Source organism: Streptomyces sp. CBMA29, assembly GCF_014596445.1.
Lineage (GTDB): Bacteria > Actinomycetota > Actinomycetes > Streptomycetales > Streptomycetaceae > Actinacidiphila.
In genome coordinates, this window is sequence record NZ_MECL01000002.1 from 159,360 (window position 1) to 183,939 (window position 24,580).

Annotated in this window: 24 protein-coding genes and 1 pseudogene; 14 read left to right on the top strand and 11 right to left on the bottom strand. The window is 72.2% G+C overall.

Features of this window, described 5'->3' with window-relative positions:
* Positions 1 to 86 precede the first annotated feature (86 nt).
* Positions 87 to 1,028, top strand: a complete 942-nt coding sequence (locus BGM09_RS01015) for a L,D-transpeptidase family protein (protein WP_188279427.1) — start codon at positions 87 to 89, stop codon at positions 1,026 to 1,028.
* Between the two features lie 286 nt (positions 1,029 to 1,314).
* Here BGM09_RS01015 and BGM09_RS01020 read toward each other — a convergent pair whose 3' ends face one another.
* Complete coding sequence (locus BGM09_RS01020; RefSeq protein ID WP_317452472.1) at positions 1,315 to 1,935, bottom strand: RNA polymerase sigma factor; 621 nt, start codon at positions 1,933 to 1,935, stop codon at positions 1,315 to 1,317.
* A gap of 185 nt (positions 1,936 to 2,120) precedes the next feature.
* On the opposite strand from BGM09_RS01020, the gene BGM09_RS01025 reads away from it, so the two are divergent.
* The 7 genes from BGM09_RS01025 to BGM09_RS01055 all read left to right on the top strand — a co-directional run bounded on the left by BGM09_RS01025 (position 2,121) and on the right by BGM09_RS01055 (position 7,976).
* On the top strand, positions 2,121 to 2,921 hold the full coding sequence (locus tag BGM09_RS01025) for a DUF4253 domain-containing protein (protein ID WP_188279401.1): 801 nt from the start codon (positions 2,121 to 2,123) through the stop codon (positions 2,919 to 2,921).
* Positions 2,922 to 3,169: 248 nt separating this feature from the next.
* The gene (locus tag BGM09_RS01030) at positions 3,170 to 3,736 is read left to right on the top strand and encodes a 2-oxo-4-hydroxy-4-carboxy-5-ureidoimidazoline decarboxylase (protein ID WP_317452477.1); all 567 of its coding nucleotides are present in this window, start codon (positions 3,170 to 3,172) and stop codon (positions 3,734 to 3,736) included.
* A 58-nt stretch (positions 3,737 to 3,794) separates the two neighbouring features.
* Entirely contained in the window at positions 3,795 to 4,175 is a 381-nt protein-coding gene (sdhC, locus tag BGM09_RS01035) for a succinate dehydrogenase, cytochrome b556 subunit (protein ID WP_188279402.1), read from the top strand.
* A 6-nt stretch (positions 4,176 to 4,181) separates the two neighbouring features.
* On the top strand, positions 4,182 to 4,664 hold the full coding sequence (locus BGM09_RS01040) for a succinate dehydrogenase hydrophobic membrane anchor subunit (RefSeq protein ID WP_188279403.1): 483 nt from the start codon (positions 4,182 to 4,184) through the stop codon (positions 4,662 to 4,664).
* 28 nt (positions 4,665 to 4,692) lie between these two features.
* Positions 4,693 to 6,447, top strand: a complete 1,755-nt coding sequence (gene sdhA / locus BGM09_RS01045) for a succinate dehydrogenase flavoprotein subunit (protein ID WP_188279404.1) — start codon at positions 4,693 to 4,695, stop codon at positions 6,445 to 6,447.
* The gene (locus BGM09_RS01050; RefSeq protein WP_188279405.1) at positions 6,447 to 7,220 is read left to right on the top strand and encodes a succinate dehydrogenase iron-sulfur subunit; all 774 of its coding nucleotides are present in this window, start codon (positions 6,447 to 6,449) and stop codon (positions 7,218 to 7,220) included. Before sdhA ends, BGM09_RS01050 begins: the two co-directional genes overlap by 1 nt.
* Positions 7,221 to 7,367: 147 nt before the next feature.
* A complete protein-coding gene (locus BGM09_RS01055) occupies positions 7,368 to 7,976 on the top strand; it encodes a hypothetical protein (protein WP_188279406.1) in 609 nt (202 codons plus the stop codon).
* Here BGM09_RS01055 and BGM09_RS01060 read toward each other — a convergent pair.
* Together BGM09_RS01060 and BGM09_RS01065 are read right to left on the bottom strand one after the other, a co-directional pair.
* Positions 7,973 to 8,803, bottom strand: a complete 831-nt coding sequence (locus tag BGM09_RS01060; protein ID WP_188279407.1) for a carboxymuconolactone decarboxylase family protein — start codon at positions 8,801 to 8,803, stop codon at positions 7,973 to 7,975. The two genes, BGM09_RS01055 and BGM09_RS01060, sit on opposite strands and share 4 nt — an antisense overlap.
* 51 nt (positions 8,804 to 8,854) lie before the next feature.
* Positions 8,855 to 9,376 (bottom strand): MarR family winged helix-turn-helix transcriptional regulator, encoded by a 522-nt coding sequence (locus tag BGM09_RS01065; RefSeq protein ID WP_188279408.1) that lies wholly within the window; start codon positions 9,374 to 9,376, stop codon positions 8,855 to 8,857.
* A gap of 88 nt (positions 9,377 to 9,464) precedes the next feature.
* Between BGM09_RS01065 and BGM09_RS01070 the strand changes: the two genes are divergently transcribed.
* A complete protein-coding gene (locus tag BGM09_RS01070) occupies positions 9,465 to 10,751 on the top strand; it encodes an MFS transporter (protein ID WP_411158236.1) in 1,287 nt (428 codons plus the stop codon).
* 50 nt (positions 10,752 to 10,801) lie between these two features.
* Here BGM09_RS01070 and BGM09_RS01075 read toward each other — a convergent pair whose 3' ends face one another.
* The 3 genes from BGM09_RS01075 to BGM09_RS01085 form a co-directional block, all read right to left on the bottom strand.
* A complete protein-coding gene (locus BGM09_RS01075) occupies positions 10,802 to 12,421 on the bottom strand; it encodes a hypothetical protein (RefSeq protein ID WP_188279409.1) in 1,620 nt (539 codons plus the stop codon).
* A gap of 97 nt (positions 12,422 to 12,518) precedes the next feature.
* On the bottom strand, positions 12,519 to 14,132 hold the full coding sequence (locus BGM09_RS01080) for a HAMP domain-containing sensor histidine kinase (protein WP_317452473.1): 1,614 nt from the start codon (positions 14,130 to 14,132) through the stop codon (positions 12,519 to 12,521).
* A complete protein-coding gene (locus BGM09_RS01085) occupies positions 14,129 to 14,902 on the bottom strand; it encodes a response regulator transcription factor (RefSeq protein ID WP_188279410.1) in 774 nt (257 codons plus the stop codon). Before BGM09_RS01085 ends, BGM09_RS01080 begins: the two co-directional genes overlap by 4 nt.
* 203 nt (positions 14,903 to 15,105) lie before the next feature.
* Between BGM09_RS01085 and BGM09_RS01090 the strand changes: the two genes are divergently transcribed.
* From BGM09_RS01090 to BGM09_RS01105, 4 genes are all read left to right on the top strand, one after another.
* The gene (locus BGM09_RS01090; RefSeq protein WP_223186139.1) at positions 15,106 to 17,796 is read left to right on the top strand and encodes an MMPL family transporter; all 2,691 of its coding nucleotides are present in this window, start codon (positions 15,106 to 15,108) and stop codon (positions 17,794 to 17,796) included.
* A gap of 176 nt (positions 17,797 to 17,972) precedes the next feature.
* On the top strand, positions 17,973 to 18,392 hold the full coding sequence (locus BGM09_RS01095) for a hypothetical protein (protein WP_188279412.1): 420 nt from the start codon (positions 17,973 to 17,975) through the stop codon (positions 18,390 to 18,392).
* A gap of 1 nt (position 18,393) precedes the next feature.
* Positions 18,394 to 19,035: a thiol-disulfide oxidoreductase DCC family protein gene (locus BGM09_RS01100; RefSeq protein WP_188279413.1), complete on the top strand. Its 642-nt coding sequence runs from the start codon at positions 18,394 to 18,396 to the stop codon at positions 19,033 to 19,035.
* Between the two features lie 10 nt (positions 19,036 to 19,045).
* Complete coding sequence (locus BGM09_RS01105) at positions 19,046 to 19,900, top strand: TetR/AcrR family transcriptional regulator (protein ID WP_317452474.1); 855 nt, start codon at positions 19,046 to 19,048, stop codon at positions 19,898 to 19,900.
* On the opposite strand, the gene BGM09_RS37320 is transcribed toward BGM09_RS01105, so the two are convergent.
* Positions 19,830 to 20,156 (bottom strand): SCO4848 family membrane protein, encoded by a 327-nt coding sequence (locus BGM09_RS37320; protein ID WP_223186116.1) that lies wholly within the window; start codon positions 20,154 to 20,156, stop codon positions 19,830 to 19,832. The two genes, BGM09_RS01105 and BGM09_RS37320, sit on opposite strands and share 71 nt — an antisense overlap.
* A 146-nt stretch (positions 20,157 to 20,302) precedes the next feature.
* On the opposite strand from BGM09_RS37320, the gene BGM09_RS01115 reads away from it, so the two are divergent.
* Positions 20,303 to 21,727 carry a D-alanyl-D-alanine carboxypeptidase family protein gene (locus BGM09_RS01115; RefSeq protein ID WP_188279414.1) on the top strand — a complete coding sequence of 475 codons (1,425 nt, stop codon included), beginning with the start codon at positions 20,303 to 20,305 and terminating at the stop codon, positions 21,725 to 21,727.
* Between the two features lie 96 nt (positions 21,728 to 21,823).
* Here BGM09_RS01115 and BGM09_RS01120 read toward each other — a convergent pair.
* The 4 genes and pseudogenes from BGM09_RS01120 to BGM09_RS01135 form a co-directional block, all read right to left on the bottom strand.
* Positions 21,824 to 22,667 (bottom strand): annotated as a pseudogene (locus tag BGM09_RS01120) (YihY/virulence factor BrkB family protein); the annotation flags it as partial.
* Between the two features lie 10 nt (positions 22,668 to 22,677).
* On the bottom strand, positions 22,678 to 23,118 hold the full coding sequence (locus tag BGM09_RS01125) for a GtrA family protein (protein ID WP_317452475.1): 441 nt from the start codon (positions 23,116 to 23,118) through the stop codon (positions 22,678 to 22,680).
* Positions 23,115 to 24,200 (bottom strand): decaprenyl-phosphate phosphoribosyltransferase, encoded by a 1,086-nt coding sequence (locus BGM09_RS01130; protein WP_188279415.1) that lies wholly within the window; start codon positions 24,198 to 24,200, stop codon positions 23,115 to 23,117. The genes BGM09_RS01125 and BGM09_RS01130 overlap by 4 nt, the downstream gene beginning before the upstream one ends.
* The coding region (locus BGM09_RS01135) for a phosphatase PAP2 family protein (RefSeq protein WP_188279416.1) at positions 24,197 to 24,580 on the bottom strand (384 nt) is incomplete at its 5' end. The genes BGM09_RS01135 and BGM09_RS01130, both read right to left, overlap by 4 nt.

Sequence of the window (24,580 nt, forward strand, 5' to 3'; positions counted from 1 at the left end):
CCGCGGTTCGCGCAACCGCACGGCCGGGAATCGATGTCTAGGGAAGGACAGGAAGCACGAGCGGGGGGACGCAGGGGATGAGGACGATGACGGGGACGGGGACAGGAACGGGGACGGGCAGCAGACCGCCGCTGGCGGTGGCCGTGGCGGTCGTGACGGCGGCGCTCTCGACGGCCGTACTGGTGGGCTGCGGACCGCAGGACACCGGGGCCTCGGGCAAGGACAAGCCGCCGGCCACCTCGGCCGCGCCGTCGCCGACCGCGACGACCGCGCAGCCGTCGTCGCAGCCGCCGGCCACCACCGCGCCCCCGACGACGTCGGCCGCGCCGACCACGCCGACCACGACCGCACCGCCCTCGCCGACGGCTCCGGCCACGACCGCGCCGCCCGTCGTCCCCGCCGTGATCGCCACCGGCTCGACCAGCGCCAAGGTCCGCGAACTCCAGGCCAGGCTCGCCCAGCTCCACCTCTTCAGCCAGTCACCCACCGGCTACTACGGCGCCGTCACCCAGCACTCGGTGAGCGACTTCCAGGAGCGGCACGGCCTGGCCATCACCGGCCGCGTCACCCAGGACACCTGGACGAAGCTGCGCTCGCTGACCCACACCCCGACCCACAAGGAGCTGTATCCGGTCGCGGCGCCCAAGCCCGCGGGCAAGCTCGACCCGCGCTGCATGACCGGCCGCGCCATGTGTGTGAGCAAGACCGCTCGCACGCTGTCGTGGGTGGTCGACGGCAAGGTCAAGGCCACCATGGACGTCCGCTTCGGGTCGCAGTACACCCCGACCCGCGAGGGGCTCTTCCACGTCACCTTCAAGAGCCGCGACCACGTCTCGACGCTCTACAACACGGCGATGCCGTACGCGATGTTCTTCAGCGGCGGCCAGGCCGTGCACTACTCCTCGGACTTCGCGGCCCGCGGCTACGCGGGTGCCTCGCACGGCTGTGTGAACGTACGGGACAAGGCGGCGGTCGCCGCGCTGTTCGACCAGGTCAAGGTGGGTGACAAGGTCGTCGTCTACTGGTGAGGCGGCTTACCGGGCGCGCGGGGGGGCGTCCTTACGGTGACGAGCGCGGCCGGGCAGGGGGAATGCGCCCGGCCGCGCCCTTCTCACGGACCCCGATACGGGGAGAACCGGGGTCCGCAGGACCGATGACCAGTCGGTCCACTTCCTAAAGCGCGCGGGCCCGCGGAAGTGTCACCTGGCCGCACCCGCCCCGGCCGTCCCATGATTCGTCGGAGGTGTCGGCGGCCGGCGGCCACGGGCCCCGGACACGCCTCGCAAGGGCTTCGCAAGGGCTTCGCGGGTCGCGTCACAGGGCCTTGGAGGTCGAGAAGGTCACGCCGACGTGGTCGGCGTCGGCGCGCGGGTCGTCGTCGTGTTCGAGGAGTTCGGCCAGGCGGCGCAGGCCGCGGTGGGTGGCCATCCGGACGGACCCGGCGCGTTTGCCGAGGACGCGGGCGGCGCTGGTGGAGTCCAGGCCCATGACGACGCGGAGCAGGACGGCCTCGGCCTGCTCGCGCGGCAGGGCCGCTATCGCGGCCAGGGCGCGGTCGGTGGCGACGGCGTCCAGGGCCTCGCCCGCGGTGTCGGCCCGGTCGGGGAGCTGGACCAGTTCGTCGACACCCGCGCCGGAGACGGGCCGCCGGGCGCGGGCACGGATGTGGTCGAGCGCGCGGTTGCGGGCTATGCGCGCGGCCCAGCCGCGTACCGAGTCGCCCGCGCCGCGGAAGTTGGGGAGGTCGCGGGCGATCTGCAACCAGGTCTCGGAGGCGACGTCCTCGGCGTCCACCGGTCCGACCAGGCTGCGGACGTATTGCAGCAACTGCGGTTGCACAGCGCGGTACACGACGCGGAACGCGGCTTCGTCGCCGCGCTGCGCCCCGGCTACCGCGGTCTCCAGGTCCACCTCTGGCCCCACCCCCTCGAACACTCGCCCCATCCTGCCTCATGTGGGAGCGCTGACACTTTTGAACCATGGGAGCGGTGACACTTTTGAACGGGGATACGCCGTACAAGACGGCGGCCGGGGACGCTCCTGTGGGGGGAGGCGGCCCCCGGCCGTCGTCAACTTCCCCCACGCAGTCCCCTCATGAGCGGTCGTCGAGGAGTCCTCCGATGTCATTGGGCCGCCTCCTCGACGGGCTCCCGGGCGGACTGCCGCCGGGACGGCTGGTCCCCGGCTCCGCGCCGGGACTGTGGCTGAGCGACGAACCCGTGGTCGCCCCTGGCCGGCTGTGGGCCCGCTACCAGGCGCAGCAGGAGGAGACCGGCTGGCTGCCGGTGCTGATGGCGTGGCCGTGCGCGAACGGCTTCGGGCACCGAGCGGCCGAGATCGACGCGGTGGACGCGGAGGCGTCGCTGCGCGAGTCGTGGGGGACGTACCAGGAGGCGCGGTCGCTGCTCCCGCCGCACCCGGCGGTCGACGAGGTGTGGCCGGACGACACGGCGGCGCTGCTCGCGGCCGATCCGGGGCCGCCCTTCACCGCCTTTCCCGGGCTCGCCGCCGCCTCGCGGCCGCATCCAGGACCGTCGCCCGACGCGGTGGCGCGCGCGGCCGTCGGGCAGATGCTGCACTACTTCACGACCCGTTTCATCGCGCACGTCGCGCTGGTCCGCGCCGAGCGCACCGCCGACATCCCGGCGCTGGCGGGCTGGGAGACCGAGGCGCCCGCGCTGGAGCTTTCGGCGCTGCTGCGGACGTGGGAGGACCGGTTCGGGGCGCGGGTGATCGGCTTCGAGGGCTCGTCGGTCTTCGTGTCGGTGGCCTCGCCGCCGCTGGCCTCCGCGCACGCCGGGCACGTCGCGCTCGAACACGTGCTGACCGGGGCGTCGAATCTGAACGACGGGACGTTTCCGTTCCCCGACTACGCCGAGGCGCTGCGCGGGGAGCGGCTGTGGTCGTTCTGGTGGGACTGACGGGACCGGCCGCGCGCCCTTTCCGCACGGCCCGCGTCAACGGTTGCCGGGCCGCCTCACGTACGAGTGAAGTTCAAGGTCCCGTCGGACATGTTCGAACCGGCTGCCCCTAAAGTGGGAGCACTCCCCCTGCCGTACCCCCTCCCCCACACCGTTACCGATCCAGGAGCCCAGCGCTGTCCAGCGACACCCCGCCCGAGGGGCTGTATCTGCTCAACCGGGCCGCCTCCCTGGTCGCGGAGGCGGCGCTGCGCACCTGCTGCGGCAGCCACCGCTGGGCCCGCCGGGTGGCCGCGCACCGGCCGTATCCGACGGTCGAGGCGCTACTCGCCGCGGCCGACGAGGCGGCGTACGACCTGACGTCCGGCGATCTCGCCGAGGCGCTGGCGGGCGAGGCCACCACCGCGCTGCCCGACCGCGGCGGCCTCACCGTGCACACCGCGCTGCGGGCCGCGAACGCGGCGTACGAGGCGAAGTTCGGCCACGCCTTCGTGATCGCGCTCACCGATCTGGACGACCCCGACGACCCGGCCGCCGCCCTCGACCTGACGCTGGCGAGCCTGCGCCAGCGCCTCGGCCACGACGAGGACGAGGAGTCGGTGGTGACGGCCGAGCAACTGCGCAGGATCTGCCGCGCCCGGCTGCTGCGACTCGCGGACACCGGTGGGCATCTGGCCGAGTCCGGCCCGCGAAAGGCCCCCGCCGGTTCACCCGACCGTGCGGGATCGATCACACCTGGCCTACCCCGCGGTCCGGAGCCGACATCGCGTCGCTACGATGGCCGGGGCCGGTGGACCGTACCCGGCCGGGCGTGACCGACTAGCTGGAAACGACAGCCGGCACCCCTCGCCCCGCTCCCGGAGGGTTTTTTCCGTGCCGGCTGGAACGCTGTACCGCGGCCGGGAAGGCATGTGGTCGTGGGTGGCTCATCGAGTCACCGGTGTCCTCATCTTCTTCTTCCTGTTCGTCCATGTCCTCGACACCGCCCTGGTGCGGGTCTCCCCCGAGGATTACGACAAGGTCGTCGCGACCTACAAGACCCCCATCGTCAGCCTGCTGGAGTACGGCCTCGTGGCCGCGATCCTCTTCCACGCGCTGAACGGCCTGCGGATCATCGCGGTCGACTACTGGACCAAGGGCCCGCGTTACCAGAAGCAGATGCTGTGGACGGTGCTCGGCCTGTGGGCTCTCCTGATGGTCGGCGCGATCTACCCCGTCCTCGGCCACGCCGCACGAGTCCTGTTCGGGAGCTGACCGCACATGTCCACCGAAATCACTCCCGCGGACGCGGTCGAGCTGACCGGTTCCAGCGTCACGTACAGCCCGGACAACCCGGCCCCGGTCATCGAGCCGCCGCGCGCCCGCACCCAGCGGACCCCGCGGAGCTCCCGCACGAATTTCGAGCTTTACGGCTGGCTGTTCATGCGGCTGTCCGGTGTGGTGCTGGTCGTCCTGGTCCTCGGCCACCTGCTGATCCAGCTCGTGCTCGACGGCGGTGTCACCAAGGTCGGCTTCGCGTTCGTCGCGGGCCGCTGGGCCTCGCCGTTCTGGCAGGGCTGGGACCTGGTGATGCTCTGGCTGGCCATGCTGCACGGCGGCAACGGTCTGCGGACCGTCATCAACGACTACGCCGAGCGGCCGAACACCCGCATCTGGCTGAAGACGCTGCTGTTCACCGCGACGGCGTTCACCATCGTGCTCGGTTCGCTGGTGATCTTCACCTTCGATCCGAACATCCGCTAGGCCAGGGCCGGACAGGGAAGCGACCCCCATGCAGATCCACAAGTACGACACCGTCATCGTCGGCGCGGGCGGCGCAGGCATGCGCGCGGCCATCGAGGCCACCAAGCGCAGCCGCACCGCCGTTCTGACCAAGCTGTACCCGACCCGCTCCCACACCGGCGCCGCCCAGGGCGGCATGGCCGCCGCCCTCGCGAACGTCGAGGAGGACAACTGGGAGTGGCACACCTTCGACACGATCAAGGGCGGTGACTACCTGGTCGACCAGGACGCCGCCGAGATCCTGGCGAAGGAGGCCATCGACGCGGTCCTCGACCTGGAGAAGATGGGCCTGCCGTTCAACCGGACGCCCGAGGGCCGGATCGACCAGCGCCGCTTCGGCGGCCACACCCGTAACCACGGCGAGGCCGCGGTGCGCCGCGCCTGCTACGCCGCGGACCGCACCGGCCACATGATCCTCCAGACGCTGTACCAGAACTGCGTCAAGGAGGGCGTGGAGTTCTTCAACGAGTTCTACGTCCTGGACCAGCTCCTGGTCGAGGTCGACGGCGTCAAGCGCTCCGCGGGCGTGGTCGCGTACGAACTGGCCACCGGCGAGATCCACGTCTTCCAGGCGAAGGCCGTGATCTACGCGTCGGGCGGCACCGGCAAGTTCTTCAAGGTGACGTCGAACGCGCACACCCTGACCGGTGACGGCCAGGCCGCGGTGTACCGGCGCGGGCTGCCGCTGGAGGACATGGAGTTCTTCCAGTTCCACCCGACGGGCATCTGGCGGATGGGCATCCTGCTGACGGAGGGCGCCCGCGGTGAGGGCGGCATCCTCCGCAACAAGGACGGCGAGCGCTTCATGGAGAAGTACGCGCCGGTCATGAAGGACCTCGCCTCGCGTGACGTCGTCTCCCGCGCGATCTACACCGAGATCCGTGAGGGCCGCGGCTGCGGTCCCGAGGGCGACCACGTCTACCTCGACCTCACGCACCTGCCGCCGGAGCAGCTCGACGCGAAGCTGCCGGACATCACCGAGTTCGCGCGGACGTACCTGGGCATCGAGCCGTACACCGACCCGATCCCGATCCAGCCGACCGCGCACTACGCGATGGGCGGTATCCCGACCAACGTGCAGGGCGAGGTGCTGAGCGACAACAGCACCGTCGTACCGGGGCTCTACGCGGCCGGTGAGGTCGCGTGCGTGTCGGTGCACGGCGCGAACCGTCTTGGCACCAACTCGCTGCTGGACATCAACGTCTTCGGCCGCCGTTCCGGTATCGCCGCCGCCGAGTACGCGCACGCCAGCGACTACGTGCCGCTGCCCGACGACCCGGCGGCGCTGGTCGAGGCGCAGGTGGAGCGGCTGCGCGCGTCCACCGGCACCGAGCGGGTCTCGGTGATCCGCCTGGAGCTCCAGGAGTGCATGGACGCCAACGTGATGGTGTTCCGCACCGAGCAGACCATCAAGACGGCCGTCGAGAAGATCGGCGAGCTGCGCGAGCGCTACCGGAACGTGGCGATCCAGGACAAGGGCAGGCGGTTCAACACCGACCTGCTGGAGGCCGTCGAGCTGGGCAATCTGCTCGACCTGGCCGAGGTCATGGCGGTCTCCGCGCTCGCCCGCAAGGAGTCGCGCGGCGGTCACTACCGCGAGGACTACCCGACCCGCGACGACGTCAACTTCATGCGGCACACGATGGCCTACCGCGAGGTGGACGCGACCGGCGTCGAGTCGATCCGCCTCGACTACAAGCCGGTCGTGCAGACCCGCTACCAGCCGATGGAGCGTAAGTACTGATGAGCACCCCGACGCTCGACAAGCACTCGTCGGCCCTCGACGCCGCCGAGGTGACCGACGCACACCTGATCACGATCACGCTGCGGATCCGCCGGTTCAACCCGGAGGTCGCGGCGGACGCGGAGTGGGTCGACTACCAGTTGGCGGTCGACCCGAAGGAGCGCGTCCTGGACGCGCTGCACAAGGTCAAGTGGGAGATCGACGGTTCGCTGACCTTCCGCCGCTCGTGCGCGCACGGCATCTGCGGGTCCGACGCCATGCGGATCAACGGCAAGAACCGGCTGGCGTGCAAGACGCTGATCAAGGACATCAACCCGGACAAGCCGATCACCGTCGAGGCGATCAAGGGCCTGACCGTGCTGAAGGACCTCGTGGTCGACATGGACCCGTTCTTCCAGGCGTACCGCGATGTGATGCCCTTCCTGATCACCAAGGGCAACGAGCCGACCCGTGAGCGCCTTCAGTCCGCCGAGGACCGCGAGCGCTTCGACGACACCACCAAGTGCATCCTGTGCGCCGCGTGCACGTCGTCCTGCCCGGTCTTCTGGAACGACGGCCAGTACTTCGGCCCCGCGGCCATCGTCAACGCCCACCGTTTCATCTTCGACTCCCGCGACGAGGCGGGTGAGCAGCGCCTGGAGATCCTGAACGACAAGGACGGCGTCTGGCGCTGCCGCACCACCTTCAACTGCACCGACGCGTGCCCGCGCGGCATCGAGGTGACGAAGGCGATCCAGGAGGTGAAGCGGGCGCTGATCACGCGCCGCTTCTAGCTCTCCCGGCACGAATGGGCCCACCCCGGCGGCGGATTCCTGGGGGCGGGCCCATTCGCGTACGGAACCGGGCCGGGGCCCGCCACGTCACATCGGCGTCCGGTGGGGGTGTCCGGCCGGGTGTCGAGGGGTCGTGGGGGGAACGTCATGCGGCGGTTGTTCTTCGGGGTGGGCGCTGTGGGTCTCGCGGTGATGGCGACGGGGTGCGGGACAGCCTCGACGGTGGCGCCGGAGAGCGCGGCCACCACGTCGGCTTCGGCGCATACGTGTCCCCGACTGCCCGTGGTGAAGGACCTGTCGGGGAAGCAGGGGAACACGCCGGAGGTGCGGAAGCTGGCCTGGGCGCTCGATCCCGAGGTCCGCGGGGCCGCGTACGCGGACACGTACGGGACGCTGATCGTGGATCTGCCCGCCGGGCGTCTCGCGCTGTGCGTCACCGATCCGGCGGCCGGTCGGCGGATCGCGGCGGCGGCCGAGGCGGCGCACCCGGACGCGGACTTCACGCGCCTGGACGTCTACCGCTGCCGGTTCTCGAAGCGCGCCTTGGACGCGGTCACGGCCGAGCTGTCCGCCGCCGGCCAACAGCCTTCCGGATTTCCCCTCTTCACGCTGGGCCCCGAGCCGGACATGTCGGGCATCCGCGTCACGACGACGGAGGCGGGCACGCGCTCGGCGGCCCTGCGCTCCTATCTGGCGTCCGTGGCGGGCGACGTTCCGGTGCACGTCACCGAGGGCGAACAGGCGCGGCTCGCCTAACTCCCGTCCTTCTCGGCGAAGATCTCGCGGGCTGCCGCGATGCCGTTGAGGGCGGCGGGGAAGCCGGCGTAGCCGGCCATCTGGGTGAGGGTTTCGACGACTTCGGTGCGGGTGCCGCCGAGGCGGAGGAAGGCGCGGATGTGGACGCGGAGTTGGGGGGCGGCGGTGCCGAGGGCGGTGCAGAGGGCGATGGTGACGAGTTCGCGGGTGACCAGGTCGAGGCCGGTGCGGGAGTAGATGTCGCCGAAGACGTGCTCGACGATGTAGCGGCCGAGGTCGGGGGCGATGTCGTCGAGGGCGGCCACGACGCGGACGCCGTCGGGGCCGTCGACCGCGCGCAGGGCGTCCAGGCCGCGTTCGTAACGGCCGCCGTCGACCGGTTCCTTGACGACCGGGTCGTCGTCGGCCGGGTGGGCCGCGAAGACCTCGCGGGCCGCGCCGAGGGCGTTGAGCGCCGCGGGGAAACCGGCGTAGACGGTGGTGTGGATGAAGGTCTCGACGATCTCGCGCCGGGTGCAGCCGACGTTGAGCGCGCCGGCGATGTGGAAGCGGAGCTGCGGGGCGGCGTTGCCGAGGGCGGCGAGCGCGGCGACGGTGGCGAGCTGCCGCTGCCGCGGGGTGAGGCCGGGGCGTGACCATATGTCGCCGTAGCCGAACTCGATGGTCATCCGGGCCAGGTCGGGGGCGATCTCCGCGACCGAGTCGAGCAGGACCGGGCGCTCGTCGCCGGTGACCATACGGAGGGCGGCCAGGCCGCGCTCGTAACGGTCGTCGGCGGGAGCGGATTCGGCGCGGTCGGTGGGGCCGGAGCCGTCTGCGTGGGTCATGACGACGACGCTAGAGGTTGGAGCCGACTCCAGCGCAAGTCCCACGCCAGCTCAGCCCGGGGAGTCCGAACCGCCGTCCGCGTTCCCCTCGGCCGCCAGCATCACCCGCCGCAGCAGGTCCGACAGTGTCCGGCGCTCCTCCGGAGTGAGGACGCCCAGCAGCCGGCGCTCCTCCTGGCCCTGGAACTCCAGCGCGCCGAGCCACGCCTGCCGCCCCGCCTCGGTGAGTTCGACGTCGACCCGGCGGCGGTCGGCGGCCGACGGCGTACGGCGTACGTATCCGCGCCGCTCCAGGCCGTCGAGGCGGCCGGTGATGGAGGCGGGGGCCATCTTGAGGTCGGCGGCGAGTTCGGAGGGGACGGTACGGCCGCCGCGCCCGGCGAGCGTGTGCAGCGTCTCGTACTCGTGCTTGTGCAGGCCGTGGTCGACGAGCGAGCGCTGCTTGACCCGGCGGATGTGGTCGGTGAACAGCATGGCGCGGGTGGCGGCGCCCTCGACGTCGGGGTCGAGGTCGGGCAGTACCGGCTGCCAGCGGGCGACGTGGCCGTCGGTCCAGTCGTGCGGGGTGGGCATGGGCCGATCCTATGCCCACGCGCCGGAGATACGTCGGTGCCGTAATATTCGTTGACGAAATATTCGATCCCGAAATACCTTGTCCACCGTGACCACCCCGCCCCCGCGCATCCCCGCCAAGCCGCCCAAGCCGTCCAAGCCGTCCAAGCCCCAACACCCGCTCCGGCACCGCTCGTTCCGCCTCCTCTTCTTCGGCCGGACGCTCTCCGCCCTCGGCGACGCCGTCGTCCCGGCCGCGCTCGCCATCGCCATCAGCCGCGCGACCGGCTCGGCGTCCGCGCTCGCGGTCGTGCTGGGCTGCGCGATGGTGCCGCGCCTCCTGCTGCTGCCGGTCGGCGGCGTGATCGCCGACCGGTTCGACGCGCGCAAGGTCGCGCTCACCACCGACCTCGTCCGCTGCGCCGCGCAGATCTTCGTCGGCCTCGAACTCGTCGGCGGCGACCCGAGCATCCTGGTCCTCGCGGTCGCCGAGACCGTCGGCGGCGCCGCCTCCGCCTTCGCCATCCCGACCTCCGCGCCGCTGGTCGCGGGCACCGTCGAGGAGAACGGCCTGCTCGGCGCCAACTCCCTGATGGCGTCGGCCGCGAGCGCGACCCGGCTCGGCGGACCCGCGCTCGCCGGACTGCTGATCTTCACCGCGGGGCCCGGCTGGGCGTTCCTGCTGGACGCCGCGTCCTTCGCGGCGAGCGCGGCGCTGCTCACCCTCGTCCGGGTGCGCCGCACACCCATCCCGCGCCGCTCGATGCGCGCCGACCTCGTCCAGGGCTGGACCGAGGTCCGCGCCCGCGACTGGTACTGGACCAGCCTGATCGCCCACGCGATGTGGAACGGCGCCGCCGCCGTCCTGGCCACCCTCGGCCCGTTGATCGCGCACCACCGGCGCGGCGGCGACGGCATGTGGGTGCTGATGCTCGAAGCGGGCTCCGTCGGCCTGCTGACCGGCTCCCTGCTCGCCTCCCGCGCCCGGCCGCGCCGCCCCGTGCTCACCGGCAATCTGGCCCTGACCAGCTACGCGCTGCCGCTGGTCCTGCTCGCCGCCGGCGCGCCCGCCGTGCCCCTGATCCTCTGCTACGGCCTGGCGCTCGGCGCGCTCGGCTTCTTCAACCCGGTCTGGGAGTCCTACGTGTTCAGTTCGGTGCCCGCCGGGGTGCTGGCCCGCGTGACCTCGTACGACTGGCTGCTCTCGCTCGCCGCCATGCCCGTCGGCTACGCCCTCGCGCCGCTCGCCTCCGACGCCTTCGGAACCGCCGTACCGCTGTACGTGGCGGCGGCGCTGGTCACCGCCCTGTGCCTGGGTACGGCGGCCGTCCCCGGCGTCCGGCACGCGACGACGGTGACCGACGCCCCCAGGGAGCGGGCACCGGCCACCGTCTGATCACCCCGTGGGGGGAGCTGTCGGGAATCCTCGGACGAGGCGGTGACGGACTACGCGGTACGGCGGCGGCCACGCGCGGTGAACAGCACCGCGCCGCCGAACACGACGGCGCCGACCGCTATCCCGCCGATCAGCCGGGTCGCGCCCGCGCCGGTGGCCGGCAGCGAGGCGTTGCCCGTACCGCCGGACACCGCGCCGGAGGACCCGGAGGAGCCGGAGGCGGCCGAGGCGGCCGAGGCGTTCGAGCCCGACGTCCTGACCAAGAGCGCGGCCGTGTTGTTCGCCGCGTTGTGGTCGAAGGGCAGCTCGATCCGGTTCGGCCCGGTCGTCAGCAGCGCCGCCTCGCCCTTGTGCACGCCGGTGGACGTGATGCGCAGCGTGAGCGGGAAGTCGTACGAGCTGCCGGTGTAGAGGGTGACGGGACGCTCCAGGCCGGATTCGGTCTCGGAGTCGCAGCGCAGGTACCGCTTCGCGGTGTCCCGCGGCTCGCAGGTCCTGGGCCACTCGACGAGTTCGGTGCCGTCGGGCACCCGGACGTCGAAGCGGGCGACCGGCGTGAAGAACTTGAGCGGGTCGATCGAGGCGGGCCCGTGGTTGTCCACGTGCACGGTGAGCTTGACCTGCGCGCCGTTCGCACCGGTCACCTCGGGAGCGGAGATCCCGAAGTCCGCGGTGTTGGTGACCGTGAAGTCCGCGCCGCCGTACGCGGTGTCGTTACGGCCGTCCGCCCCCGGGGTCCCGCCGGGAACCGGCACCAGGCGCAGGGCGGGCCCGGTGCCCGGCTCGCCCGCGGGGTGCGGGGTGGCTTCCTTCGGGGTGAACGCCGAGACGGCGACGCTCTCCGCGTAGCCGTCCGCGTTCGCCTTCATCGAGACGGTGTCGCGCACGCCGTACGTGGCGCCGGCGGCGAGCGGCTGGTCGACGGCGCAGGTCGCCACCGTACGGTCCACCCCCTGCTGCGGGTCGCGGGAGGTGTCGTACACGCAGTTGGAGAAGCGCTCGACCGGGGTGAGGCCGTGCGACCACCGCAGCTCCAGTTGGACCGAGGCCACGTCGGCGTTGCCCTCGTTGGTGACGGTGACCGGCACGTCGCCGTTCGCGCCGGGGGCGAGGGTCTTGGCCGCCGTCCGGCCGACGACGAGGTACGGGCCGTCGGCCAGTGTCACCGTGGGTTTGAAGGTCTGCGTCTTGCCGTTGGCGTTGCGGTGGCTGACGCTGAACGACCCCTTGGCCCCGGCGGCCACGCCCGGCAGCGGCCGGATCCTCACCGCGACGTCGGGCAGGTCGAGCTGCCCGGCCGGAGCGCCGGGCACGGTGCAGACGGCGTCGGTGCCGGTCACCGTACAGCCCTGCGGCCAGCCGACCTCGGCGACGTCCTTCATGCCCGCGGCGGAGAAGGTCAGTCGCTGTGCGGGCGCGGCCACGTTCGGGTCGTGGTGGAACATCGTGATCGCCATCGTGCGCGTGACCGGTTCGGCCCCGGCCGCCGTGGGCGCGAAGGTGACGTCGTGGAAGCGCAGGCCCAGCTCGACCGAGTCGGCCGGCGCGGTGTCCGTCGGCGGGCCGTCGGCGCCGAACGCCACGGCTCCGCCGCCGAACGCCAACATCCCGGCCGCCCCTAGGGTCAGCGCCGCCGGGCGCAGCCGTCCGGTGAATGCTCGACCTCGCATGGTGTCTCCCCGTCACTTCGAGTGATGTTCGTTGTGGGGAGTTGGACGGCCGATGTCGCACAGGGGTTGTACGGGTTTCCGTTTGTTATAGATTTGGTCAAGTAGCAGCGGGGACAGTGGACTTCGCACCGGTTACCACCGTCTCGGCGCCCACCGCCGTGCCCGCACCCACCGCCGTCCCCGCGCCCACCGCCGTGCCCGCGCCCACCGTCGGCAGCGTCACGCAGACCGTGAGGCCGCGGCCGGGCGCCGTCTCCAGCGCGACCGTGCCGTGGTGCGCCTGGACGACGGCCCGCACGATGGCCATGCCGAGGCCCGCGCCGCCGCTGTCGCGGGCGCGTCCGGCATCGGCGCGGAAGAACCGGTCGAAGACGCGGGCCGCGTCCCGCTCGCTCAGACCGGGACCCGAATCGGTGATCCGCAAGAGCAGTTTCTCGCCACGCGCGGCAACTTCGACACTGGCCGGGGAGCGGGCCGGGGTGTGCACCCGCACATTGCTCAGCAGATTGCCGACGACCTGCCGCAACGCGGCCTCGTCGCCGAGGACTTCGGGCAGCGGCCCGCCGTCGCCGCGGCAGCCGGGCACCATCAGCGTCAGCGGCCGTTCGGGCTGCTGCGCGGCCAGGTCGGCGGCGGCGTCGCGGACCAGCCGGGACAGATCGACGGCGCAGTGCGGCAGCGTGGGCCGGTCGTCGAGCCTGGCCAGCGCGAGGAGTTCGTCGACCAGGCGGCTCATCCGCAGCGCCTCGGAGCTGACCCGGCTCAGCGCCCGCTCCTTCTCGTCGGCGTCGAGCATGCCCTTCTCGTAGAGCTGGAGGTAGCCGCGCACCGACGCCAGCGGGGTGCGCAGTTCGTGCGAGGCGTCGGCCAGAAATCGACGCAACTGTGTGGTGGCGCGCTCGCTTTCGGTCACGGCGGTCTCGATCTGCTGGAGCATCGCGTTGAGCGCGCCGCTGAGCTGTTCGACCTCGCTGGAGCCGTGCCGCGCGGTGCCGATCCGTCGCCCGAGGTCGCCCCCGGCGATGGCGGACGCGGTCTCCACCATGTCCTCCAGCGGACTCAGCCGCCGCCTGGCCGCGGTCAGCGAGCCGGTGGCGAGCAGCGCGAGCAGCACCACGCCGACGACCGATTCGACGATCAGCAGATTGCCGATCGCGTGCTTGACGCCGCTGAGCCGTATGCCCTTGACCACGATGGTGCCGTCGGAGAGCCGGATCGCGACCACCCGGTACTCCATCGAGCCGGTCTTCACGGTCGCCGCGCCGCCGCTGCGGACCAGCCCCGCCGGGTCGGGGATCGCCTCGGCGAGCCGCCGCTGCTCGGAGCTGACCGGAATGGTGCCGTCCTGGCAGACGGCGGCGGGCTCGCCGTGCCGGTCGAGCATGACGAACAGATCCTGCTGGAACGCCACCGAGATCGCCGAACTCCCCTGCCCGCCGCCCCCGTTCTGCCCGCCCTGCCCGCTTTGCAGCAGGTCGGCGAGCTGGCAGAGCCGCCGCACCATGTCCGCGTCGATCGAGGTCTTGGCGAGCGAGGACTGCGCGCCCTTCAGCGAGTCGTCGATCTCGCCGACCAGCACCATGTACGTGGCGGCGATGCTCGCGCAGGCCGCGAGCAGCAGGCCGACCGCGAGGAAGGTCACGTTGGCGATCGTGAAGCGCCCGCGCAGCGAGTGCGGGCGGGGCCACAGGCCGCACTTGTTCACCTTCACGCCGCTCCCCCGGACGCGCCCGCCCCGGCGTCGGCCGCCCCGGACGCGCCCGCCCCGGCATCGGCCGGTTCCGCCGCGCGCAGCCCGTATCCGATCCCCCGCCGGGTCTCGATCAGCGGCGGCCCGAGCCGGTCGAGCTTGCGCCGCAGATACGAGATGTACGTCTCGACGACCGTGGACGAGACGGCCGTGTCGTACTGCCAGACGTGCTGGAGCAGTTGCTCCTTGGTGACGATCCGCCCGGCGTTGCGCAGCAGGTGCCGCAGCAGGTTGTACTCGGTGGGCGTCAGCTCGACGGGCTGGCCGCACCTGCGGACGGTGTACGTGGCCTCGTCCATCTCCAGGTCGCCGTGGCGCAGGACACGCCCGTCGGCGCCTTCGCGGCGCCGGGTGCGGCGCAGCACCGCGTGCACGCGGGCCACCACCTCGTCAACGCCGAACGGCTTGGTGATGTAGTCGTCGCCGCCGAGCGCGAGCCCGGCGACGACGTCGCGCGGCGCGTCCCGCGCGGTGACGAAGATGACGGCGAGGTCGTCGGCGGCGGTCTCGGCGGCGCGTTCCTGGCGCAGCGCGCGGCAGACCTCCCAGCCGTTGCCGTCCGGCAGCATCACGTCGAGCAGTACGAGGTCGGGCCGGTGTTCGCGCGCGGCGGCCAGCGCCTCGCGGCCGGTCGCGGCACTGTGCACCGTGAAGCCGTTGAATTTCAGGGTGATGCGCAGGATGTCCGCGATCCCCGGTTCGTCCTCCACGATGAGCACGGTGGCGTCCATGCCCACCAGTATCCGCACTCCCCCCGCGGCCCTGTCCCGGCTGGAACTTTGGAGTTCCTTGAGAGAAGCCGGATCGGCTTGGCGGTCGGCGCGAGCGCCACCGACGCTGAAGAGACTCGTTGGTTGTTCCGTCGTGCTCGTTGATGGGGGATGTGGTCGTGGCCGTTGTGGCTCGATGGTGTTTTCGGCACAAATGGCTGGTGATGTCGTTCTGGCTGGCGGCGCTGCTGTGCGTCGGCGCGGTGGGCAACGCGCTCGGCAGCGGCTACTCCAACGCGTTCTCGCTCAAGGGCACCGAGTCCACCAAGGTCCTGGACCTGATGGACCAGGTGGTGCCCGAGCGGTCCGGCGAGGCCGACACGGTGGTGTGGCACGTCGACTCCGGTACGGTGCGCGACGCTTCGGTACGGGCGCGGCTCGACCCGGCGCTGGCGGACATCGCCAAGCAGAAGGACGTCGGGCAGGTCGTCAGCCCGTACGACCCGGCGGGCGCGGCGCAGATCAGCAAGGACGGCCGCACCGCGTACGCGACGGTGACGTACACCAAACTCGGCGGCGACCTGTCCAACGACCAGGCGCAGAAGCTGATCGACACCGCGCACCACGCGGCGGCCAAGGGACTGCGGGTCGAGGTCGGCGGCAACAAGCCCGCGCAGGCGGAGCAGCCGCTGCCGGGTCTCGCCGAGGGCGTCGGCATCGCGGCGGCGGCCGTGGTGCTGTTCCTGGCGCTGGGCTCGCTGTTCGGGATGCTGCTGCCGATCGTGACGGCGCTGTTCGGGATCGGCATCTCGTCGTCGGTGATCATCATCCTCAGCCACGGCATGGACATCGCCGACTTCTCGCCGCAGCTCGCGACGCTGGTGGGTCTGGGCGTCGGCATCGACTACGCGCTGTTCATCGTGACCCGGCACCGCAAGGGAATCCTGCGCGGCAAGAGCCCCGAGGACGCGGCGGTCACCGCGCTCAACACCTCGGGCCGTGCCGTGCTGTTCGCGGGCGGCACGGTGTGCATCGCGCTGCTGGGCATGTTCACGCTGCGGCTGACCTTCCTCGACGGTGTGGCCGTCGCGGCGGCGCTGACCGTCGTCATCACGGTCGCCGCCGCGATGACGCTGCTGCCCGCGCTGCTCGGCCTGCTGGGCACGCGGGTGCTCAGCCGCAGGCAGCGCCGCGCGCTGGCGGCCGGAGGACCGCAGTCGGAGGTCGCGACGGGCGCGGCGGCGCGCTGGTCGTCGTTCCTCCAGCGGCACCCGCGCGTGCTCTCGGTGGCGGCGGTGGCCGTGATGGCCACCCTGGCGATCCCGGCGCTCGGCCTGCGCCTGGGCTCCTCCGACCAGGGCAACAACCCGACGACGACCACCACCCGCAAGGCGTACGACATGCTGGCGGACGGATTCGGGCCCGGTTTCAACGGGCCGTTGACGATCCTCGCCGAGGTGCCGACCGCCGCCGACAGGACCGCGCTGAACGGCCTGGTCACCACCTTGAAGGACACCGACGGCATCGCGTACGCCGCCGCCCTGCCGATGAAGCCGGGCGACAAGGTGGCCTTCATCCAGGCGGTGCCGACCACCTCGCCGCAGGACAAGGCGACCTCCGACCTGATCGACCACCTGCGCGACGACGTCGTCCCCGCTGCCGAGAAGGGCAGCACGATGCAGGCGTACGTCGGCGGCCAGACGGCGATCTTCGAGGACTTCGCGACGGTCCTGTTCAACAAGCTGCCGCTGTTCATCGGCGTGATCATCGTCCTGGGCTTCCTGCTCCTGCTGGTCGCCTTCCGCAGCCTGGTGGTGCCGCTGACGGCCGCCGCGATGAACCTGATCGCGGCGGCGGCCTCCTTCGGGGTGCTGGTGGCGTGCTTCCAGTGGGGCTGGGGCGGTTCGCTGGCCGGGCGCGAGGGGCCGATCGACGCCTTCCTGCCGGTCATCATGCTGTCGCTGCTCTTCGGCCTGTCGATGGACTACCAGGTCTTCCTGGTCAGCCGGATGCACGAGGAGTGGGTGCACACCAAGGACAACGCGCGGGCGGTACGGGTCGGGCTCGCCGAGACCAGCCGGGTGATCAACTCGGCCGCCGTCATCATGATCTGCGTCTTCGGCGCCTTCGTGCTCAGCGGCGAGCGGGTGCTGGCGATGTTCGGCATCGGCCTGGCGGGCGCGGTGGCGCTGGACGCGTTCATCCTGCGGACAGTGCTGGTGCCGTCGCTGATGCACATGTTCGGCACCTCCAACTGGTGGCTGCCCGCGTGGCTGGACAAGCGGCTGCCGCACCTGGCGGTGGAGCCGGCCGAGGACGACGACCCCTCGGACGGCGCGCCGACGGGGACGCCGGTGGCCGCCGGGTCCGGTGCCGACCCCGTCTCGGGGCCCGCCGTACGCGGCCGGGTCACGGGCGCGGCCGGGCTGCCGGTGCCGCGCTCGGAGCTGACGCTGATCGCGGCGGACGGCCGCCAGGTGGGCCGCGCGGCGGCGGACGACGAGGGCGCCTTCCTGCTGCCGACGCCGCGCGCGGGCTCGTACGTCCTGGTCGCCAACGCGCCGGGACACCACCCGCAGACGGCGAGCGTGCTGGCCTCCGACCGCCCGGTGGACTGTGATCTCCGCCTCACGGGGACGGGTTCGCTGACCGGTACGGTGCGCCGCGCGGACGGCCAGCCGGTCGAGGACGCGCGGGTCGTGCTGCACGACGCGGACGGCCACGAGGTGGCGGAGACGCGGACCGGCAAGGACGGCTCGTACGCCTTCGGCAATCTCTACTCCGGCCGGTACACGCTGCTGACCATGGGCTATCCGCCCTTCCCCGCCACCGTCCGGGTCCCGGAAGGCGGCGCGGACGGGGACGGTGACGGTGACGGTGACGTCGACCTGGAGCTGAGCTATTCGCAGGACTGACCGCGACCGGGCGCCGCCGCTCCCCCGGCGGCGCCTGTCTTCAGGGCCCGGTTCCGAACCCTCGGAACCGGGCCCTTCCGTATGCCCGCGACCCCGACCTTGAACGTGTTCAAAACAGGGTCTAGAGTCATCGCGTCAGCAGGTTTGAACACGTTCAAACAAGGGGTGGAACCGCTATGGACCTGACCGTCCTCGCGTATGTGATCTATCTGGCCGTCAGCATCGGCCTGACCGTCTGGGTGGCCCGCACGCTCAGCAGCAACGGCCGGATCTTCCTCGCCGACGTGCTGCACGGCGACGAGCGGCTGGCCGACGCCGTCAACCACCTGCTGGTGGTCGGCTTCTATCTGGTGAACCTCGGTTTCGTCGCCCTCTACCTCAAGCGGGCGAACGGCGTCGAGGACGCGCGCGGCCTGTTCGAGGCGCTGTCGGTCAAGCTCGGCGTCGTGCTGCTGGTGCTCGGTGTGATGCACCTCGGCAACGTCTACGTGCTCAACAAGATCCGGCGGCGCGGGCTGATGGAGCGCGAGCAGTACCCGCCGGTGGACAGCGACGGCTGGACGGAGCCGAACGGTCCGGCCCCGGCCGGGGTGTGACATGACGCGCCTCACGCAGAGCGCGGTGACCGCGCCCGCCCGGCCACCCGCTCCCCGGCCGCCGCGCCCTCCCGTACGGCGGCTCACCGTGCTGTACGACCCCGCGTGCCGGCTGTGCGCCTTCGTACGGGACTGGCTGATCCGGCAGCGGCAGCTCGTCAAGCTCGACATGGTGCCGGTCGGCTCGCCCGAGGCCGTGCACCGCTTCCCCGGCCTCGACCACGCGGCGACCGGGCGCGAGATCACCGTCGTCGGCGACTCCGGCCAGCTCTACCGGGGCGACTCCGCCTGGGTGGTGTGCCTGTGGGCGCTCGCCGACCACCGCGCCTTCTCGCACACCCTGGCCACCCCGGCGGGCCGCAGGCTGGCCCGCGCGGCGGTGCTGACCGCCGCCAAGTACCGGGAGCGGAGCAGCAAGGCGTCGGCCCCGACCTGGTTCCCCGAGCGCAACGCGGCGGGCGCGCCCGGCCCCGCGCCGGTCAGGTCCGTACCCGGCTGGACCTACGACAAGGCGACCGGCTGGACACAGAGCGACCCGGGCGCCCCGCCGCCCCGGCCGGCCGCCCCACCGGCCGAGCCACCGGCAGACCCAGCGCGCGGCCGGGGCGGGAACTGCGCCGACGGCTGCGCGGGCGACGGATAGGCTCACCCGCGTGGAGCACGTGACAGACCAGCCGGAGCCCGCGGCCACGGGTCCGGCGGCGGAGCCGGGCCCCGGCCTGGGCGAGGAACTGCCCGGCGGCCGGGCCCGGCCCAAGACCGGCAAGAGCGAGCAGACCCGCGCGGTGATCCTGGAGACCGCGATGCGGCTGTTCCGCGAGCGCGGCTACGACAAGACCACGATGCGCGCCATCGCCCAGGAGGCGGGGGTCTCGGTCGGGAACGCGTACTACTACTTCCAGTCCAAGGAATTCCTGATCCAGGGGTTCTACGACCGGATGACGCACGACCACGCGGCCGACGCCCGGGTGCGCATGCGCGGGGTGACGGACTTCGCGGAGCGCCTGGAGATCACGCTCGCGTCCTGGCTGGACACCGCGGCCGAGTACCACGAATTCGCCGCCCAGTTCTTCCGCACGGCCGCCGACCCGGACAGCTCGCTCAGCCCGTTCTCGAACGAGTCGCACCCGGCCCGCGCCACCGCCGTCGAACTCTTCCGCGACGTGCTGTCCGGCTCCGACCTCGCCCCCAAGCTCGACACCGAGCTCGCCGAGCTGCTCCCCGAACTGCTCTGGCTGCACCTCATGGTCGTCGTCCTCTACTGGGTCTTCGACCGCACCCCCGACACCGAGCGCACCCGCGAATTCGTCCGCCGCTCCACCCCGGTGGCCGCCCGCGTCATCGGCCTGTCCCGCTACCGCGTCTTCCGGCCGATCGTCCGCGACGCCAAGGGCCTGATCCAGGACTTCATCCTGCCGACCATCGGCAGGACCGCGGTCACACCGCCGAGTCTGCGGAAGCCGACGGAGCGGCCGTCTCGGAAGCGGGCGAAGGCTCGGCCGGAGTAGCGGGCTCCGCCGCCTCGCGGCGCAGCGCGCGCAGGCTCCGCGCGCCGAGGGCCGCGATGGCCGTGCCCAGGAGGAAGGAGACGATCGCGAGCGTGAGGTGGATCCAGAAGTAGGCGGTGGGCGAGCCGTGGTCGCCGTCGTGGAAGGCCAGACCGCTGGTGTCCTTCCACAAATTCTTGACAAAGGTGACCCAGACGATCCACGACCACACACCGAAAGCGACCAGGAACCAGGACACGCGCCGACTGAGCTTCATGCGTCCCAGTATGTGCGGGTCCCCCGGTGAGAGGGCCGACGGGGGTCGCCGGTTCCCTCGGCGGGACGTGCGGATCATCACGGCGGGCGGCCCGCACCCGGCGGCGCGGCGGCCAGGCCAGGACATGTACGTTTCCTCGGGTGCCCATGCCTACGACCGCCGCGCGCCGCACCGCGCCGCACCGTTCCGCCCTGGCCGTTCTCGCCGTGTCCGCCGTCGCCGCGCTGCTCGGCGGCACCGTCACGACGGGGGTCGCGAGCGCGGCTCCGGCCGCCGACACGAAGCCGACGCCGAGACCGCCCGAGCACATGTCCACGGTGGGCGGCGACCGGCTGGGCGCGCCGGGCACGCAGGTCGACCTGGGGCAGGGCGCGCCCGCGCTGCCCGCGAAGCTGACGGCGAAGTCCTGGATCGTGGCCGACGCCAAGACCGGCGAGATCTACGCCGCGCGCAACGCGCACTGGCGGCTCCCCCCGGCCAGCACCCTGAAGATGCTGTTCGCGGACACGGTGCTGCCGAAGTTCCCGAAGAACACCGTGCGCAAGGTGCTGCCGAGCGACCTCCAGGGCATGGGCGAGGGCAGCAGCCTCGTCGGCATCAAGGAGAATCTGACCTACACCGTCCACGACCTGTGGCTCGGCGTCTTCCTGCGCTCGGGCAACGACGCGGTGCACGTGCTGTCCGCCATGAACGGCGGCGTCGCCAAGACCGTCGCCGACATGAACGCGCAGGCCAAGGAGTTGCAGGCGGCCGACACGCATGTGGTCACGCCCGACGGCTACGACGAGCGCGGGCAGGTCAGCAGCGCGTACGACCTCACGCTCTTCGCCCGCTCGGGGCTCCAGAACGCCGACTTCCGCGAGTACTGCTCGACGGTGAGCGCGCAGTTCCCCGGCGAGTGGAAGGCCGACAAGAACAAGAAGACCGGCAAGACCACCAAGAAGCGCGAGTCGTTCGGCATCCAGAACACCAACCGGCTGCTCAGCGGCGACTACGATCTGAGGCCCTACCCGGGCATCGCGGGCGTGAAGAACGGCAACACCACCAACGCGGGCGCCACCTTCACCGGGGTCGCGCAGCGCGGCGGCCGTACGCTGCTGGTCACCGTCATGACGCCGAAGGCCGAGCACGACCTGGTCTACCGCGAGGCCGCCTCGCTGCTGGACTGGGGCTTCAAGGCCGCCCCCGCGGTCAAGCCGGTGGGCACGCTGGTCCCGCCGCTGAGCCAACTGCCGCCGCCGACCGCCACGACGAAGGCGCCCGAGGGCGACAAGGGACCGGCCACCGCCGCCGCCACGGCCGGTTCCTCCCACGACGGCCTGTGGACGGCGCTGGGCGTCGCGGCCGGTTCCCTGCTCGTCCTGGCCGTGGCGTTCATCGCGGTACGGAAGCTCCGCCCGCTGCCGTCCCCGGCCGGTGGGGGTCCTGATCCTGAGCCTGGTCCCGGTCCTGGTCCTGGTCCTGAGGCTGATCCCGGTCCTGAGGCTGAGGCTGATCCCGGTCCTGGGCCTGATCATGCTTCCGGTCCGGCTTCCGGTCCCGAACGCCGCTCCCGGCGCCGGAAGGGTTGACCGACTCCGGGGCCTCCGTGGCCCCGTGGGCCTCAGCCACCTCAGCCACCTCGATCACCTCCACGTCCTCGCCCTCCGCCTCGGGCGGCGCCGCGTACCTCGGCGTCGCCGTCCACGCGGCGCAGTACAGCAGCAGCTTCGCCATGAAGTTGATCCAGAGCAGCAGGGCGACCGGCGTACCGAAGGCGCCGTACACGTTCTTGCCCGCGACGCCCTGGAGGTAGCCGCTGAGCAGCACCTTCAGCAGCTCGAAGCCGACCGCGCCGATGAGCGCCGCCTGGACCACGGCGCGGCGCGGTGGATCGACGCCCGGCAGCAGCGTCAGCAGGTAGGTCAGGATCAGGAAGTCGGCCAGGACGGCGATGCAGAAGCCGAGGACGGTCAGCAGCGCGCGGCCGGGGCCGTGGTCGGCGAGCCCGGCCTTGTGGACGGTCCAGTCGACGGCCGCGGTCGCGAAGCCGGAGGCGGCGAGCGAGAGCAGGGCCGCCGCGCCGAGGCCGAGCAGGATGCCGCCGTCGGCCAGTTTGGCGACGACGGGGTTGCGCTCCTCGTCGTCCTTGTCCCAGACCGCGCGCAGGCAGTCGCGCAGCGAGCCGACCCAGCCGATACCGGTGAAGAGCAGCGCGGCACCGGCGATTCCGCCGATGGTCCCGGCGTTGGCGACCAGACCGTTGATGTCGAGCTGGTCGGCGATGCCGGGGATCTGGTCGGAGATCTTGTGCTGGAGGGTGTCGAGCTGATGCTGCGACAGCAGCGCGGCGCCGACCGCGGCGACGACCGCGAGCAGCGGGAAGAGCGAGAGGAAGCTGGTGAAGGTCATCGCGGCGGCCAGCCGCGTCCAGTGGACGCTCTGGAGGTGCGCGAAGGCGCGCCAGCCGTGTGTCCGCATCGCCGCGGCGATGCGCGGGCCGATCCAGGGCAACCTTGTCAACCAGTCCATGACGGGGGGCCTACCCTCCCCCGGCCCGCGCAGTCCCGCGGAACACGAAGGTGCGGGTCCCCCAGAAGCGCAGCGCGGTCGCGAGGACCATGCCGATCCCGGCGCCCGACACGACGTCGGCGCGCGCGCTGGCCAGCCCGAGCACGTAGTGCGATACGCCCAGACAGCCCAGCTGTACGAGCGCGCCCGCCACGTTCACGGCGAAGAAGACCCCGTACTGCCGCGCCCTGCCCACCGCGGGGGTCCGGCCCCGGTAGGTCCCCAGCGCGTTCCCGAGATACGCCACCGTGCACCCGGCGAGGAACGACAGCGCCTTCGCCCCGATCGGCCCGAACCCGCCGGGGCCGCGCAGCCAGACGAACAGCCCGAGGTCGGCGGCGTACGCGGCGCCGCCCGCGAGGGCGAAGCCGAGGACTTCCGAGAGCGGGCCCCGCGGGGAGCGCGCCCTCACCGGTTGACCGCCGCCAGGACGTAGAGGACGACCCAGGCCAGGGCGATGACGACCAGGGCGCGGTCGCGCAGGACGACGTCCTCGGGGGCGCCCGCGGAGCCCGCGTCGGCGAAGACGGCGTAGCGCAGGACGGAGAGGATGAAGGGGATCATCGAGAGCTGCCGCCAGGGGAGCCAGCCGTTGGGCGAGGCGCCGGTCTCCATGGACCACAGACAGTAGGCGAGTACGGCGCCGCCCGCGGCGAGCTGCCAGACGAAGCGCAGGTAGCCGGTGGTGTACGCGCCGAGGAGGGCGCGGGAGGCGCCGACTTCGGCGCCGCCGTCGGAGGTCTCCGAGCCCTCGGGCGGCGCGGGGGCCGCCGCGTCGGTGGCGTCCGGCTGCGGTCCGACCGTCGGGGCCGCGGGGGCCGCCGCCGTGGCCCGTTCGGCGAGCCGCGACATCAGGACGAGTTCGGAGTAGCGCTTGGCGGCGACCATGAACAGCGCGCCGAAACCCGAGGTGATCAGGAACCAGCGGGACAGGTCGATGCCGAGGGCGAGGCCGCCCGCCATGGCGCGCATCAGGAAACCGGTGGTGACGATGACCAGGTCGACGACCAGCATGTGCTTGAGCCACACGCAGTAGGCGAGCTGCATGACCACGTATCCGGCGAGCAGCCCGGCCGTGTCCGGGTCGCAGAGCACCCCGGCCGCCGCGGGCGCGAGGATCGCGAGGGCGCCGCCTACGGCGTACGCGATCGGTACCGGGACCTGGCCGCAGGCCACCGGGCGGGCGCACTTGACGGGGTGGGCGCGGTCGGCGTCGGCGTCGCGGGCGTCGTTGATCAGATAGACGGCGGCGGAGCAGCCCGTGAAGAGCACGAAGACGACGGCGAGCTGGAGGACGGCGTGCGCGGACAGCAGGTGCCCGGCGGCCAGCGGCGCGGCCAGCACCAGGACGTTCTTGACCCACTGCCGGGGCCGGGCGGTCCGCACCAGACCGGCGGGCAGGCCCCGTACGGACACCCGGGGTGAGAAGCGTCCGGCCGGGGGGACGGCGGTCGCCGGTACGTCGTCGATGAGCGCGGCGGTGCGTTCCGTCATGACGGCCGCCCTCCGCGCAGGGCCCAGTTCCGGCCGAGCCGGGCGGTGACGGCGCCGAGCAGCGCGCCGCAGGCCACGTCGCTCGGGTAGTGGACGCCGACGACCATCCGGGACACGCACATGGCGGCGGCGAGCGGCGGGAGCGGCGCGGCGAACGCGGTGCGGGGCATCAGTGCCCCGAAGGCGACGACGGCCGCGGTGGCCGAGGTGGCGTGCGAACTGGGGAAGCTGTGCCGTCCGGCGGTGCGGACCAGCGGTTCGGCGTCGGGCAGCACCGGGCGCGGGCGGCGTACGACCCGTTTGACGCCCATGCTCGTCGCGTGGGCCGCGCCGACCAGTGCGGTGGCGCGCAGCCAGGCGCCGCGGCGGCCGGGGTCGGC